This window comes from Corynebacterium sp. HMSC063G05 (assembly GCF_001810555.1).
GTDB lineage: Bacteria > Actinomycetota > Actinomycetes > Mycobacteriales > Mycobacteriaceae > Corynebacterium > Corynebacterium jeikeium_D.
In genome coordinates this window covers 97,083-110,877 of the sequence record NZ_KV801833.1, presented here as the reverse complement: position 1 = coordinate 110,877, position 13,795 = coordinate 97,083, and the positions used below count along the sequence as shown (strand labels likewise).

The 13,795-nt window shown below is 57.1% G+C and carries 15 protein-coding genes; 7 read left to right on the top strand and 8 right to left on the bottom strand.

Annotated elements, in window-relative coordinates; genetic code table 11:
- Positions 1 to 308: 308 nt before the first annotated feature.
- A complete protein-coding gene (locus tag HMPREF2751_RS01300) occupies positions 309 to 806 on the bottom strand; it encodes a ferritin (protein WP_070438323.1) in 498 nt (165 codons plus the stop codon).
- A gap of 103 nt (positions 807 to 909) precedes the next feature.
- Between HMPREF2751_RS01300 and HMPREF2751_RS01295 the strand changes: the two genes are divergently transcribed.
- The 3 genes from HMPREF2751_RS01295 to msrB all read left to right on the top strand — a co-directional run bounded on the left by HMPREF2751_RS01295 (position 910) and on the right by msrB (position 3,540).
- Positions 910 to 1,722: a dihydrofolate reductase family protein gene (locus tag HMPREF2751_RS01295; RefSeq protein ID WP_049189727.1), complete on the top strand. Its 813-nt coding sequence runs from the start codon at positions 910 to 912 to the stop codon at positions 1,720 to 1,722.
- 143 nt (positions 1,723 to 1,865) lie between these two features.
- Entirely contained in the window at positions 1,866 to 3,122 is a 1,257-nt protein-coding gene (locus tag HMPREF2751_RS01290; RefSeq protein WP_070827430.1) for a glycosyltransferase family 87 protein, read from the top strand.
- Complete coding sequence (gene msrB / locus HMPREF2751_RS01285; protein ID WP_048733231.1) at positions 3,115 to 3,540, top strand: peptide-methionine (R)-S-oxide reductase MsrB; 426 nt, start codon at positions 3,115 to 3,117, stop codon at positions 3,538 to 3,540. Before HMPREF2751_RS01290 ends, msrB begins: the two co-directional genes overlap by 8 nt.
- 91 nt (positions 3,541 to 3,631) lie before the next feature.
- Here msrB and hemQ read toward each other — a convergent pair whose 3' ends face one another.
- The 3 genes from hemQ to hemE all read right to left on the bottom strand — a co-directional run bounded on the left by hemQ (position 3,632) and on the right by hemE (position 7,108).
- Positions 3,632 to 4,330, bottom strand: a complete 699-nt coding sequence (gene hemQ / locus HMPREF2751_RS01280; protein ID WP_070595194.1) for a hydrogen peroxide-dependent heme synthase — start codon at positions 4,328 to 4,330, stop codon at positions 3,632 to 3,634.
- Between the two features lie 84 nt (positions 4,331 to 4,414).
- Positions 4,415 to 5,893: a protoporphyrinogen oxidase gene (hemG, locus tag HMPREF2751_RS01275; RefSeq protein WP_049189729.1), complete on the bottom strand. Its 1,479-nt coding sequence runs from the start codon at positions 5,891 to 5,893 to the stop codon at positions 4,415 to 4,417.
- A 105-nt stretch (positions 5,894 to 5,998) separates the two neighbouring features.
- Complete coding sequence (gene hemE / locus HMPREF2751_RS01270; protein ID WP_016422662.1) at positions 5,999 to 7,108, bottom strand: uroporphyrinogen decarboxylase; 1,110 nt, start codon at positions 7,106 to 7,108, stop codon at positions 5,999 to 6,001.
- A 170-nt stretch (positions 7,109 to 7,278) separates the two neighbouring features.
- On the opposite strand from hemE, the gene HMPREF2751_RS01265 reads away from it, so the two are divergent.
- Both HMPREF2751_RS01265 and HMPREF2751_RS01260 read left to right on the top strand, forming a co-directional pair.
- Complete coding sequence (locus tag HMPREF2751_RS01265) at positions 7,279 to 7,833, top strand: DUF3000 domain-containing protein (RefSeq protein ID WP_016422661.1); 555 nt, start codon at positions 7,279 to 7,281, stop codon at positions 7,831 to 7,833.
- 40 nt (positions 7,834 to 7,873) lie between these two features.
- Positions 7,874 to 9,175: an HRDC domain-containing protein gene (locus tag HMPREF2751_RS01260; RefSeq protein ID WP_016422660.1), complete on the top strand. Its 1,302-nt coding sequence runs from the start codon at positions 7,874 to 7,876 to the stop codon at positions 9,173 to 9,175.
- Here HMPREF2751_RS01260 and HMPREF2751_RS01255 read toward each other — a convergent pair whose 3' ends face one another.
- From HMPREF2751_RS01255 to dut, 3 genes are all read right to left on the bottom strand, one after another.
- Complete coding sequence (locus HMPREF2751_RS01255; protein ID WP_016422659.1) at positions 9,176 to 10,441, bottom strand: class I SAM-dependent RNA methyltransferase; 1,266 nt, start codon at positions 10,439 to 10,441, stop codon at positions 9,176 to 9,178.
- A gap of 134 nt (positions 10,442 to 10,575) precedes the next feature.
- Entirely contained in the window at positions 10,576 to 11,355 is a 780-nt protein-coding gene (locus HMPREF2751_RS01250; protein ID WP_049173039.1) for a DUF3710 domain-containing protein, read from the bottom strand.
- A gap of 118 nt (positions 11,356 to 11,473) precedes the next feature.
- Complete coding sequence (dut, locus tag HMPREF2751_RS01245; RefSeq protein ID WP_016422657.1) at positions 11,474 to 11,926, bottom strand: dUTP diphosphatase; 453 nt, start codon at positions 11,924 to 11,926, stop codon at positions 11,474 to 11,476.
- A 166-nt stretch (positions 11,927 to 12,092) separates the two neighbouring features.
- On the opposite strand from dut, the gene HMPREF2751_RS01240 reads away from it, so the two are divergent.
- Positions 12,093 to 12,569, top strand: coding sequence for a DUF3093 domain-containing protein (locus HMPREF2751_RS01240; RefSeq protein ID WP_070549532.1), 477 nt, complete (start codon positions 12,093 to 12,095; stop codon positions 12,567 to 12,569).
- Between the two features lie 109 nt (positions 12,570 to 12,678).
- On the opposite strand, the gene HMPREF2751_RS01235 is transcribed toward HMPREF2751_RS01240, so the two are convergent.
- The gene (locus HMPREF2751_RS01235; RefSeq protein ID WP_016422655.1) at positions 12,679 to 12,975 is read right to left on the bottom strand and encodes a DUF4193 family protein; all 297 of its coding nucleotides are present in this window, start codon (positions 12,973 to 12,975) and stop codon (positions 12,679 to 12,681) included.
- Between the two features lie 203 nt (positions 12,976 to 13,178).
- Here HMPREF2751_RS01235 and HMPREF2751_RS10565 point away from each other — a divergent pair, with 203 nt between their 5' ends.
- On the top strand, positions 13,179 to 13,787 hold the full coding sequence (locus tag HMPREF2751_RS10565; protein WP_160310020.1) for a LytR C-terminal domain-containing protein: 609 nt from the start codon (positions 13,179 to 13,181) through the stop codon (positions 13,785 to 13,787).
- Positions 13,788 to 13,795 lie beyond the last annotated feature (8 nt).

The following is a 13,795-nucleotide window of genomic DNA, read 5'->3' as shown; positions in this document are numbered from 1 at the left end:
ACGCCGAGCGGACACACTTTTTGCTACTTAACCCCCAATTTCATCGAGTCCTACCGCTCCCCCGGGTTAAGCAGGAAAAATATTGTCCGGCGGGCGTCTCGGCTGGCAGGTTTTCCAATTCGGCGAGCTTTGCTGAGCAGCTCGCTCGTCTAAATGCTATGGACGGTCAGCCCATGACAGCTCCCCGAATTTCGGTTTGGCTGGACGCCAAGCCCATCAATTGATACCCCAGCTAAATAGAAATGACCGCCCTAGGCAGTTAGCCCCAGGGCGGTCATTTCTATCCAAACTGCGAACCGAGCTCGATATTAAGCTGCGTCGCGAGCGCCAAGCTCCCGGTCGATACGCAGCAGGCCAGCACCGTTGTCGCCAACGATCTCCAGGCGACCGATGATGCCACGCACGGTGTCCTCTTCCTCAATCTGCTCAACCACGAAGCTGTCCAGCAGCGGGCGGGAGTCGAGATCACCCTCGCTATCAGCAAGCTTGCGGAGGTTACGGATAGATGCCGAAACCTTCTCTTCATGCTCGAGAGCAATGCGGAATGCATCGATTGCGGAAGTGACCTTCACCTCCGGTGCGTCGACAGCACCAATCTGCGGGTGGTTGTCGCGAGCATCGAGGTGTGCGATGAACTGATTCGCGTGATCAACTTCCTCATCCGCCTGTGCACGCATCCACTCTGCCATGCCGGAGAAATCCAGCAGGTCCAGTTCGATTGCCAGCTGGCGGTAGACGTGGGAAGCGGTGAGCTCCATAGTGATCTGGTCGTTGAATGCCTTCTCAAGAGTATCTGTTAGTCGCATGCCCCTACTATAAGTCCAATCCTTATAAATGACAACGATTATAACACTTCCCTTATAAGCCAGGCCTTGCCTATTCTGCAATCGTCGGCTTAACCTCGGCGGTATGGCTACACTCACCTCCGTAAGCCCATCGACCGACGAAATTCTGCAGTTTCTTTCTCGACCTGCGCAAACGACACATGATACAGCGGCGGCGTCTCACAACACCTCCACCGTCACGGCCATCGCCGTCACCAGCTTGGACGGACGCGGCGCCGTCGAAGGCACCTCGGGCCAGCTTGGCAACGACACCGATGCCACGGTTTTCAACACGCTTCGCGCGCTTGCCGACGTCGTTTTCGTTGGTACAGGCACCATTGCGTCCGAGGGGTACGGGCCAGTTGAGATACCGGAGTACCTAGAGGCCGTTCGACAGAAGCTAGGTCGCTCCGAGCACGTGGCGATGTCCACACTTTCGCGCTCGTTGGATCTAGATATAGAATCCGACTTTTTCGCGAATGCAGAAGTCAATCCTCCGATAATCTTCACCCCGACTGAGGACGCTTTTAATGATGAAGGAGCAAAGACCGCTCACAAGAACAAAGCTAAAAAGATGGAGTCGGCCGGGGCTCGCGTCGTTAAGCTCCCTAACCCCTCGGTAAAAGCGGCGTTAACCTGGCTGGCTGAACATGGGTATCGGGACATTGTCGTAGAGGGTGGACCGACGATGTATCGAGAAGCATTCAAAAAGGGGTGCGTCGACGAACTGTTCCTGACGTTGTCGCCGATGTGGGTGGGTAACGGTCCCCTGGCTTTCGGCGAGAACGACCCTGATGATGACGGGAACTCGACGAACCCGCAGGCTTTTGAAGTGCGGGATATCCTACGTTCCGACTCACACATCTTCCTACGCTATTCCCGCAGCTTCACCCAGTAGGGTGGAGTATTGTGAGTAAACCAAAAATCGACGTGAGCGCAAGCGCAACGGCATTAACGCAAACGTCCAAGGACACGCCAGAGACAAATTCGGTGGCTCCACGCCCTCTGTCTCGGCACGTGTCGCGAGGACTCAGCGCTTTCTTGTGGCCTATCGCAGCTGTGGTGATTTTTCACCGCACCTGGGTTTTGCCGAAAGACGTTTCTGGCACAGATGACTTTACGACCGTCTGGTCGGCAATTAATCGATTCGTATCGCAGGTACCCGTTTATTCGGAAGACTACGTAACAGCCGATCCGCACTATCTGTATTCCCCAGGCGCTACCCTACTTTTAGCCCCGATTGATTTGTTCGGCTCGCTTGAATCGGGCCGAATCTGGTTTGCGGTGTTTCAGTCAGCTGCAATCATTGCGGCAATTGTATTGCTGCTGAGGTGGCTTGGTATTGCGCGCTCTGGCCCCATCATTCCAGCGTCGATAGCACTGCTCTACCTCACGGAACCCGTTACCAACACCCTTGATTTTACGAACGTCAACGGTTCACTCTTCCTTGCATTAGTGCTGTTTTTTATTGCTCTGACCGAGCGGCGCAATATCCTGGCCGGCCTGATCATCGGTATCGCAATCACCATTAAACCTGTTTTCTTGCCAATGCTGTTCCTACCGTTCATGCGCAGGCAGTTCTCTACGGTACTGACCAGTATCGGAGTGGTAATTGCAGCCAATGTCATTGCGTGGCCGCTCATGGTCCAACCACGTGACTACCTAGATATCACCGTCCCCTACCTGGGAGTTGTCCGTGACTTTGCAAATGCTTCACTGACTGGACAGCTTGTTTGGCTAGGTGCCCATCCGACCCTGATTTTGCTGTGGCAGATCTTTTTCGGCATTTTCGTCTTGGTATCCGTCGTGCTCCTTCTTCGCTGGCTCGAAAGGGATGAGATATTCTGGATTGCTACGACTTCCGGAGTTCTCTTCACCGGCGCGTTCTTCCTTTCCAGCCTGGGCCAGCAGTACTACTCGATGACGCTCTTGCCAATGGTTCTCACCGTGCTTCGCCCATTGGTTTTGGCTCGCGACAATGAAGGAAATATTGGTTCGACAGTCATGTTGAATTGGGGCGCAGGACTCGGAGTCGTACTCTGTTTCTTCTACGCCAATTGGTGGATTGATGAAGATGACCTCTTTTTCCCGTGGTTCACGGTTGCAATCGGCGGTATTGGATGGGCCGTTCTTATTCTCTCCATCACGGCAGCACTCATTCGAATGACGATTGTGGATGCCGTCAATGGGCGTAGCTTTGCATCCGGCTTCAGCTGGCTGAGCGACTGGAAGATAGCAGGCAGGAAGTCTAATCAGGAATCTGATCTCAAGTCTGAGGAGGCTATTCAGAATGGTTGATTCGCATAGCGAAGACTGGAATCTGAGCGAAGAAGAATGGCGCGAACGCCTCAGTGCCGCGGAGTACCAGGTTTTGCGTCAGGCAGGTACTGAACGCGCCTTCACCGGTGAGTACACCGATACCAAGACTCAAGGTGTCTACCGCTGCCGGGCCTGTGGTTACGAGCTGTTTCGGTCGAACGAGAAGTTCGACTCTCACTGCGGTTGGCCATCCTTCTTCTCTCCACTAGCTGGAGACCGGATTATTGAGCGCCGAGACACCAGCCTCGGTATGGTCCGTACCGAAGTGCTGTGCAGTCGTTGCAAGTCTCACCTCGGCCACGTCTTTGAGGGTGAGGGATACAATACTCCGACCGACCTGCGTTATTGCATCAATTCAATTTCACTCACGCTCGAACCGGACAAGACGGCTGAATAACTAGATAGAGAAGCAGCGCCGCTGGTCAAAATCCCGTCAGTTAACGGGGCTTGACCAGCGGCGCTGCTGATTCTCTCGTTGATTGCGTGAGCTACGGCAGAACGTTGATGATCTCTGCGATGTCATCGACGCGACGTCCCGTGTGGAACGGAATCTCTTCGCGGACGTGCAGACGAGCCTCGGTGTAACGCATCTTCCACATCAAGTCCACAATGCGGTCGAGCTCCGGCCCCTCGAATGCAAGGATCCACTCGTAGTCACCGAGTGCGAACGCCGGGACAGTATTGGCGCGCACATCCGGGTAGTCACGACCGGCCATACCGTGTTCAGCAAGGATGCGGCGTCGCTCGGTCGGCTCCAGCAGGTACCAGTCGTAGGAACGAACGAAGGGGTAAACCGCAATCCATCGTCCCGGCTCTTCACCCATGATGAACGACGGCAGGTGCGACTTGTTGAACTCAGCTGGACGGTGCAGCGCAGCGTTCGACCAGTGCGGAGTGGATGCCTTGCCCAGCGGAGTCTCGCGCAGGAAGGCGTTGTAGAACGCCTGCAGGTCTTCCAGCTTCTCTGCGTGGATCCAGAACATGAAGTCGGCTTCAGCACGCATGGCCGAAACAACGTAGAAACCACGGATGATCAGATCAGTGTCTTCGTAACGAGCCAGGAATTCCTTGGTCTTAGCCACTGCCTCTTCGCGGTTATCACCGAGTGCACCTGGGGTCACCTTGAAGGCAGACCACATGGTGTAGCGGATGGTGTCGTTGAGCTTCTTGAAATCGAGCTTGGTCATTAGTTGTCTCCTAGTTCGGTTGAAAGGTTTGTTTAAAAACGATGGGTCAGCGCCAGTTTCGTACTCAGCACCAATCTCGCAGCTTTATGCCAGCTCCGCAGCAATCTTGCTGGCCGCAGCCTTGGCGTTGGAGATACATTCCGGAATGCCCGGGCCACTGAGCCACGCCCCCGTTGCTGCAAGCTTAGGCACCTCGGCCAATTCCTGGCGAGCAAAATCCATCAGGCCGCCATGCCCCATATCGAAGCGTGGAATCCCCGCCCACCAACGCTGGACGAAAACCGCAGTCGGTTCAGCATCAAAGCCAGTCGCCTTAGCCAAATCCGCCTTTGCCCTGGCGATGAGGTCCTCGTCGCTACGATGCACGTGCGAGTCATCATCAAAACGGCCGAAGCTTGCCCTCACAACGGCACCGTAGCGCTCACCAATATGTGGCCACTTCCGGGACGACACTGTAAAAGCTTTCGCGGACAGGTCAGCACCAATCTCGCACAACACGCCGTTAATCTCCGGCAGTCCTTCCGACGAGTCGAAACACATACCGACCACCGCCGAGTTCGACGTGTCTACCCCACCAATGAGCTCGGCCGCCTCTGGCGCAAGATTGCTCAACAGCTCCGATGTGGTTGCAGAAGGTGCCGCCACGACAACGCCGTCGACGTCGATAGTGCTAACGCTCGTGCCGCTTTCCGACGGCAGTTCCACAGTGACCTCAAAGCCATTGTCATGCTGCCGCAGACCAGTAGCCTTCGTCGACAAGAGGAGTTCGGCTCCCGATTCGTCGACAAGCGTGTTGTAGAGAACCTCGAAGCCATCGCGGAACGTTTGGAAGACCACCGGTCGATTCGTCTTCGTCGAGTCTGTCGCAGCCTCACTGCTCAGACGCGCCTGCTGCGCCTGCTTACGTGCTTCCAGAACGCGCTGGACAGCGCCGGTGAGGCTGACATGATCACCGACACTAGCCATTTCATCAAGCGCTGCCGCCAACTGTGGGATGGTCGCACGCAGGCCCAGGTCGTATGCGGTGGTTGAGTAGACGCCTCCGAGCAGCGGGGAGACGATGCGGTCAACGACTTCCTCACCGAGCCGCGCCGCGACCAGCTGGCCGACATTCATGTCGTCACCCAGTACCCAGTGCAAGGCTGGAGTGAGCTCGGGGTTCGACTCGGCATCAATCTTGGCGAGGGTGGCCTCGCTGAGGAGGTAGCCCAACCCTTCTGAACTTCCTGGAATACCGGTGACCGTGTTACGCGGAAGGTCCTTGAGTTCACCGCCAATGTAGAGCTTGGAAGGCAGCCCCGAAGGGGCGACTAGCTGATCTGCCAACCCGAGTTCCTTGAAAAAATCGGTGGCATCGTGACGGAACGCCAGGTACGCCTCAGCGCCCGCTTCGAGAGGGCCGTTAGTTCCTGTTCGAGTCTTCAGCTTGCCGCCGACCTGTGCACTGGACTCGATGACAATTATTCTTGCGGCGGGTCCGAGCTTTTTACGCAACTCATACGCTGCGCTCAGGCCGGAGATACCGCCACCTATGACGGCAATGGTAGAAGGTTGTGCAACCACGGTATTTCGTACGCTTTCTCTATGCCCGCGCCTCAAGCGGGCACGGTCGATAAGACTTGTAGGAAATTAGCTAGTGCGTGTTTTACACGCCTGTTGCGTCGGCTTTTACGTTGCGTGAATGATCTCAACGGCGCGCGTAATCGCGTCGGCATCGGTATTCGGTAGCACCCCGTGACCCAAGTTGAAGATATGTCCACGGGCGTCACCACGCTTAATTGCACGGTCCGTCTCAGAGCAGATGCGCTGAATCTCTTGGGTCATTGCATCTTCACCGGCAAAGAGAATCGCCGGGTCAAGGTTGCCCTGCAATGCAAGGCTGTTTTCCGCCGGGTCTGCGCCTCGGTGAACGTCGGAAAGCGTGGCACGAATGCGGTTGGCAGCAACGTCCAGTGGCACGCGCCAGTCGACGCCCATGACTTCTGGGCCGGCTTCAGCCATCGCACCGAGAAGCTCGCCGGTGCCCACACCGAAGTGGATGCGCGGAATGCCGGCGTCGGCGACAGCCTGGAAGATTTCCTTCGAGTACGGCAACACAAAGCGGCGGTAATCACGCTCGGTGAGATAGCCAGCCCAGGAGTCGAAGAGCTGAATAGCGTCCACACCAGCGCCAATCTGCGCGCGCAGGAAAGCAATCACCATCGGAGTGATTTTCTGCATCAGGTGATCCCACAATTCAGGGTCCGAGTGCATCAGCGCCTTAGTGCGCTCGTGATTGCGGGATGGACCGCCTTCAATCAGGTACGACGCCAAGGTGAACGGTGCACCGGCGAAACCAATGAGTGCCTGGGTATCAGTCAGCTCTTGCAGAATGAGGCCGATACCCTCGGCCACCGGAGCGAGTTGCTCTTCCGTGACTTCCGGTAGAGCCTTGATGTCTGCTTCCGAGCGCACCGGAGTATCCATTACTGGACCGCGGCCAGGAACAATATCCAGGTTGACACCCGCAGCCTTCAGCGGCACGACGATATCGGAAAAAAGAATCGCAGCATCAACGTCGTGCCTACGTACCGGCTGCATAGTAATCTCAGCGAGCAGTTCCGGACGGAAACAGGAGTCCAACATACCGATGTCCTTGCGCACCTCACGGTATTCAGGCAGTGAACGACCGGCTTGCCGCATAAACCACACCGGGCGGCGCGACGGAGTTCGACCGTAAGCTGCATCAAGAATCGGGGCATCAGTCAAAGTGCGACGATTGTTCATACGGACAATCATGCCCCACTTACCTTAGAAATTGATGTGTGGGGTACTAAGAACAGGGAAATCGCTCGCCCTGCTGTGCGTTTTCGACGAACCGCTTGGTCGCTTCCCACTCTTTTCGGCGCGCCTCCCACTAACGCAAGCGTCATATGGCTAAGTTCAGGCGCGTGAATGGAACCGATTCAATGCCACAGAACTTCCGCGCCGCGGTCCAGTCAATGCACTCTGCTGAACTGCGACCTGAGATTGCTCTGGGCACCGTTCGGCCACCGCAGAAGCTGGCACCGTTTAGCCACGCTGTCTCGCTTGAGGTCACGCAGCCCGAAGCTGATATCGTCCCCGAGTCCTCGGACGACGATGCCTTTGGTCGTTTAATTTTGCTCCATGACCCCCGCAGTGAGGAAACCTGGGACGGTGACATGCGCTTGGTTGCATACATCCAGGCGGATATGGACGCCTCCCTCGCGGAAGATCCGCTGCTTCCCCAGGTTGCCTGGCAATGGCTCACCGAGGCTCTGGCTGAGAACAACGCCGAACTGTCGAACTTGGGTGGCACGGTGACTACTACGAACTCTGTCCGCTATGGCGAGATCGGCGGCAAGCCACAGGCCTTTCAATTAGAAATGCGCGCATCGTGGACTGCTCGTGGCACCGACCTGCGCACCCACGTTGAATCCTTCGCTCAGGTACTAGCGAACGTCGCTGGTCTGCCACCCGTCGGCGTTTCCCTGCTGGGCTGATACCGGCGACTGCTGATACCGACGACCGAAGAGGCGTGCGATGAGCTCCGACGTGGAAACTAGTCCCGACGTAGAAGTAAGACTTGCCCCAGCCGAGGGAACTCCACGCGTGCTTTCTGCCATCGACGACATTATTGACGCCGGTGAGCAGCTGGCCAAAGGACACGGTTGGCTCGCAGTCGATACTGAACGAGCTTCGGCATATCGCTACGACGACCGCGCCTTCTTGCTTCAATTTCGCCGCCGTGGAGCGGGCACCTTTCTCATCGATCCCGAAGATGGTCGCAAGGCGATGGCCGTTTTCGGTTCCTCAGTCAACGACCTGACCTGGATTATTCACGCCGCTCATTCTGACCTTCCCTGCCTCGCAGCTCTGGGTCTCTACCCCACCAAAGTCATTGACACTGAGCTGGCCGGCCGCCTTCTCGGCCTGGAGCGAGTCAACTTAGCAGCTCTGACAGAGCGACTCCTCGGAGTTGGACTTGCCAAGGGGCACGGTCGAGAGGATTGGTCTACTCGTCCACTGCCAGCAGATTGGCTGGACTACGCAGCCTTGGATGTCGAGCTGCTCATCGAACTCGCCGAGGTTCTTTGTCAGGCGCTGACTGAGCTCGACCGTTTGGAATGGCTGGAACAGGAATGCGAACGCGAACTCGCTCTAAACCGTAAATACCTCGATGGTCTGCACGTCGGACACTCGTGGCAGGGGCTCAAAGGGATTGGGAAGCTGCGCACTCCCGAACAACTTCACGTCGCCCGTGCACTGTGGACTGAGCGTGACGAAATCGCGCAGCGCCGTGATGTCTCCCCAACACACGTCATGGGTCACAGCGTTCTACGTACAATCGCAGAACAACTCCCCGGTACGCAGCGTGAACTAACTGCAATCCGTGGATTTCCACGTCGCCGTCGCGGTGCCGCGGACGCTTGGTTGAAGGTCGTTAATGAAGCCCGTCAGGAACCCAGGTCGTCATGGCCGAAGCCCCAGAAGCAGGCTCCCAACCAGATGCCCCACTTTCGCCGTTGGGCTGAACATGCCCCACAAGCCGCCGAGATTTTCGAAACCACGCGAGACTGCATCGACAACGTCTGTGCCCAAATACACCTGCGCAAAGACACACTCATCACTTCCGCGCAGACACGTGAACTGGTGTGGTGGATTCACAGTCGCGCAGTCGGCTCATTCGTATTCCGCCACCACGACAACTACGCTGGCGGCCTGCCAGCCGTTACAGAAATCTCCGCTCACCTCAGGGAACAGGGTTTCCGCCCATGGCAGGCACATTTGCTTGCCGACGTGATCGGCGCCAACGTTCTTGCGCCCATGCGGCAGCCACTCTAGCTACAGCTGCTCCAGCACCGCGATGGTTTCAAAGTGATGCGTTAGACCAAATGCGTCCACGACCTCGAGGTGTTTGAACGCGTAGCCATAGTCAGCCCAGTACCGGGCATCGCGGGCAAAAGTCGCCGGATCGCAACCGAAATGTACGACCGTGCGTGGCTTTGCCTCAGCAATAGCGGCAATGGCATCCTTACCAGCACCGGAGCGCGGAGGGTCGAGAACGACGATATCCGGGTTTGGTGTTTCCGCATTAGCAACTTCGCGGCGCACTACCTTGGTGACATCCCCGGTTACGAACCGGACTGGTGCCGCAGGCGACGCATTTCCACTGTGGTCAGCTGCAGTGAAAGCCTTGCGCCCCGCCGTCGCGGCCGCGGCAAAACCCTCGACAGAGAGAATTGAACCCTCTGCGTCAACTAGCTTGCGCAGTGCCGCCGACAGAACGCCTGCGCCACCGTAAAGATCCCAACCGCAGGAGAAAGACTGACCAACCAACAGGTCGATGATGCGCGATCCATAGAACTCAGGGGCATGGCAATGGGCTTGCCAAAAACCGGTCGTCGGCACATCGAAAGTAATTCCGTGAACGGTGTGCTGTGTAGTTGGCTCGCCTTCAATCAACGTTTGCGTGCGGTTCCTGCCGCTGCCGGAAACGTATACAGCACTTCGGTTACCCTCCGTGTCCATGGCCACATGGAGTTCTCCTGGCTTCGGCTTCTTGCTCCCTCGACCGCGAGCAGGCTTAGCAACAGGGATGGTTCCGGCCGTCGAAAAGCCAGCGATGAGATTGGGAACTGTTTGGACGCACTCGGAGCCGATGACGAGCTCGTGGGAACGGGAACGACGTAATCCCGCTCGTCCCTGGGAATCCACACCCAGCCGCACGCGCGTGCGCCAACGGGAGGTCGGAGCCAGTGGAAGAACATCGATAGCTGGCAGCTCGTCGGCGGTGAAACGTCCAAGACGGCGCAGGCAATCGGTCAAGACATCAGCCTTGAGACGCGCCGCGTGCTCAGGATCAATAAAACCCCAGTCGCAACAGCCCGCGCCCTGCTGAGCTGCTTCGCAACGCTGCGAAATTCGATGCTCTGAGGCATCCAGAACCTCAACGACATTGCCGCGCCAAAGCTTGGCATCAGGTTTGGCAATTTCGACAACAACGCGTTCGCCGGGGATACCGCCGGTGACGAAACCGATACGTCCGTCATAGCTGGCAATGAATTCTCCGCCGGCAGCGGGACGGTCAATAGTCACTTCGATGTTCACGCAGTGTGATACTACCCGCTGACAAGAGAAAAGCCGCCGTCGGGTGACGGCGGCGGGCAGTGCACAGTGGCACCTGCAGATCCTCTTCTACCTTGTCAAGCAGCTAGCCTCTCTCTGCTGGCGGGTTAACCAAACTAATTGGTGGAACCATCCGGGTTGATACCAGTAGCGCCTGGCACCTGTCCAGGTTCACCTTCAGCTTGAGCAGCCTGGGTCTGCTGCTGGTATGCCTGACGAATCTGCTCGGCCATCTGGGACGGCAGCGTAACCGGAAGCGGCTGACCTGCTGGCATCGGGTTCTCACCGCGAGAGACGAAGCTACGGGCAAGGAGACCGCGGGCGAGATTCGCAAGTTCCTCCGCCCGATCAGCCGGACCGGAGGCCGTCATGCGAAGCATCCAACGCGGGCCGTCGGCGCCGATGATTCGCATTTCCATATCGGAGGTGCGACCTACGACCTCAGAACCCCACGGCCCCTGCTCGACATGGACATCGAGGCCATCGGACTCAAGACCGTCCTTGATTTCCTGAGCGGACTCCTCCCAGAGGCCACCCGACGTCGGAGCAGCGAATGCTACAGGAGTTACGCGGCCATGCTCAGTGGCGACGTGCAGCATGGTTGGACCTGTCGGCCCCATCTCCACCTGAATATCACCAACGTGAGGAATAGGCAGCAGCATCGAACCGAGGTTCAGGCTGGCCTTCGCGAAGTCCGAAAAATCAAACTGCGTCGGGCTAGCGCTGTTGATATCGAAGGGGCCGTTTGCTGGTGCGTTCTCCGCGGCGGTTTCCGACGCGTCGTCATGCACGGTTGCGGTAGCCTCCTCAGAAGCTGGCGCCGCAGAGTCGGTGGCAACGGTCTCTGCCTCAGCAGCTGGTTCTTCTGGCTGGTTCTTCTTTCCAAATGGCCACATGGTGGTTTATTGACACCTCGCTAAAAAGAAATCTTTGTATACGCTTTTGTAAACGCTTTATTGAGCTCTTCACGCATTGAACCACACTTGGTAGGGTCCCCGCGCTGTCAGAGGCGTTTTAAAGCGTCGTGGACACTCCGGTTGACCCGTGACCTCCCACGCCGCGTTCAGTTTCATCGAGCTCATCGACTTCCACCAGCGGGCTGAGCTCGACCTTCTGCACAACCAATTGGGCAATTCGATCGCCCTTGGCGATCTCCACCGCATTGGTCGGGTCCAAGTTGATCAGGCAGACTTTAAGCTCACCACGGTAACCGGCATCAATCGTGCCGGGAGCGTTGACGATGGACAGCCCCTTTTTGAAAGCCAATCCGGAGCGAGGATGAACCAATCCCACTGTGCCCGCCGGCAAAGCAATGGCAATACCGGTTCCCACGAGCGCCCGCTGCCCTGGTGCTAGGATGACATCCTCCACTGAGCTCAAATCCACACCGGCATCATCGGCATGCGCACGCTGGGGAATCACTGCGTCTTTAGCGAGCTTTTTCACTTGCACCGGGGCATAAGTCATCTCTTTGTATATCCTTCGCTGTCGCGTCTTTTAAGAACCGCACTTCGGCCTTGTCAGTACCGAGCATAGCCGTGCCCTAGAATGGATAACCGTGAGTGGAAAAGATAACCTGCAGCCTCGTCGCGACGACAGCTCAGCATCCGTCTCTGAAGGTGCGGCAATAGCAATGAGCTCGAGCGGAGATTCATCGATTGTCTATTCCGAAAAGCTCTGGGTTCCCTGGTGGTTCTGGGTACTCGGCGCTGCTGCCGTTTTTGTATGCACGGCCCAGATTGGCTTTAACCGTTCACCGTTTTGGCTTGTCATCGGCGGCATTATTTGTCTGGCCGTGGGCGTGTGGGTGCTGTTGACTATGTCGAAGACCACGGTGTCCGTGGAAGTGGACAGCACTGGTGAACGCTGGCTTCACGCTGGCACGGCAGTTTTGCCAGCATCGGTTGTTGCCAAATCCCTGGTGGTCCCGAAGTCCGCGCAGCGCAATGCGTTGGGCCGTCAGCTCGATCCAGCAGCGTTCCTGGTTACACACACGTGGATTCCCACGATGGTGCTGCTAGTCCTCGACGATCCGGACGACCCCACCCCCTATTGGCTGGTCTCCACCCGCCACCCCGAGGCACTGCTTGACAGTCTCTTCGACCGCTAGGTCAAATCTCTCACCGCCGCTACACGCTTGCCGACGGCCCCAGCGCCGCCAGAACCGTGGTAGTGGCGGTTTTCCTTTTTCCTAGGAAGCTATCCCGGCTGTGCGGGGATTAGGCACAGTCCTGACAGATGGGGAATCCATCGCCGTTATCGATTGCGATCATTGAGCGGTGCATCACCATGAAGCAGGAGCCACAGGTGAATTCATCCTCCCCCTTCGGGGCAACATCCATATCGAATTCTTCACCCGCGATGTCGGCAACCGGCAACTCGAACGGCTCAACAATTTCGCCGTCGTCAGTGTCGTCGATTTCCTTCTCAGCAGATGCAGCCTGAAGGCCCTCGAGGGAATCGGTCTCCAGCTCTTCGGTTTCACGAGTACGCGGGGCATCGTAGTTTACAGCCATGTCCCAAACCTTCTTTCTGGACCTTTGCTAGACATTGTGAACTGACTTTTTCTCGGAGAATACAACGCGTTGAGACGATTGACACCCTGTACTCTCCAGCGCCTTTCTCAGCGGATATTAAGGCAATTCACGCAATCTGTCATCTCTGCAGGTCAGAATAGGTTTCTATGCCCATAAGCCGAGGAGAGGATAACATGATGGCTATGAGTTCAGGCCCCGCGAGCACTTCGAGCACATCACATCGACGAAAAATTGTTCCCTACGTGGTGGTTTCCGTCGTTGCTGTAGTGATTGCCGCTACGTTGTGGGTATTGGCATTCCGCAGCCAACCGGCAAGTTATCCGGTGTCCTGTTCCCTCCCCGCGGCTGGGGCCCCTGTTTCCTCCACCACGCTAATCGGAGAGCACGTCGTTCCACCGTCGGATGTTCATGTGCGCGTTTATAATGCCAACGGCAAAGTCGGCCAGGCTACAACCGTCGCCGAGCAATTGCGGCAGCTCGATTTTGTCCTCGATGAGCAGGTTCCCTACGGCAACGACCCTATTGTGGAAAACCAAGACCTCGGTTGCTTCGGCCAGCTGCGTTATGGCGAGGACTTCAATGGCCACGCCGCGGCGCTTCACGCTCTTTTCCCCTGCTTTGAGCTCATCCACGATGGTCGGCCGGATGCAACCGTCGATGTGTCGTTGGGTAAGGGGTTTAAGGATCTCGAAGTAGCCAGCCAGGTTGAGGAAACGATGTCCGCATTGAACCGTGGCGAACAAGCCGACCTAGAGGGTTTGAGCTCGTTAGGCTCGAGCACCTGCTCCTAGACCGACGC

Coding starts and splice junctions, on each gene's coding strand:
- HMPREF2751_RS01300 (WP_070438323.1), bottom strand. CDS start 806: ATGCGACTAACAGATACTCTTGAGAAGGCATTCAACGACCAGATCACT.
- HMPREF2751_RS01295 (WP_049189727.1), top strand. CDS start 910: ATGGCTACACTCACCTCCGTAAGCCCATCGACCGACGAAATTCTGCAG.
- msrB (WP_048733231.1), top strand. CDS start 3,115: ATGGTTGATTCGCATAGCGAAGACTGGAATCTGAGCGAAGAAGAATGG.
- hemQ (WP_070595194.1), bottom strand. CDS start 4,330: ATGACCAAGCTCGATTTCAAGAAGCTCAACGACACCATCCGCTACACC.
- hemE (WP_016422662.1), bottom strand. CDS start 7,108: ATGATTGTCCGTATGAACAATCGTCGCACTTTGACTGATGCCCCGATT.
- HMPREF2751_RS01265 (WP_016422661.1), top strand. CDS start 7,279: ATGCCACAGAACTTCCGCGCCGCGGTCCAGTCAATGCACTCTGCTGAA.
- HMPREF2751_RS01260 (WP_016422660.1), top strand. CDS start 7,874: ATGAGCTCCGACGTGGAAACTAGTCCCGACGTAGAAGTAAGACTTGCC.
- HMPREF2751_RS01250 (WP_049173039.1), bottom strand. CDS start 11,355: ATGTGGCCATTTGGAAAGAAGAACCAGCCAGAAGAACCAGCTGCTGAG.
- dut (WP_016422657.1), bottom strand. CDS start 11,926: ATGACTTATGCCCCGGTGCAAGTGAAAAAGCTCGCTAAAGACGCAGTG.
- HMPREF2751_RS01240 (WP_070549532.1), top strand. CDS start 12,093: ATGAGCTCGAGCGGAGATTCATCGATTGTCTATTCCGAAAAGCTCTGG.
- HMPREF2751_RS01235 (WP_016422655.1), bottom strand. CDS start 12,975: ATGGCTGTAAACTACGATGCCCCGCGTACTCGTGAAACCGAAGAGCTG.
- HMPREF2751_RS10565 (WP_160310020.1), top strand. CDS start 13,179: ATGAGTTCAGGCCCCGCGAGCACTTCGAGCACATCACATCGACGAAAA.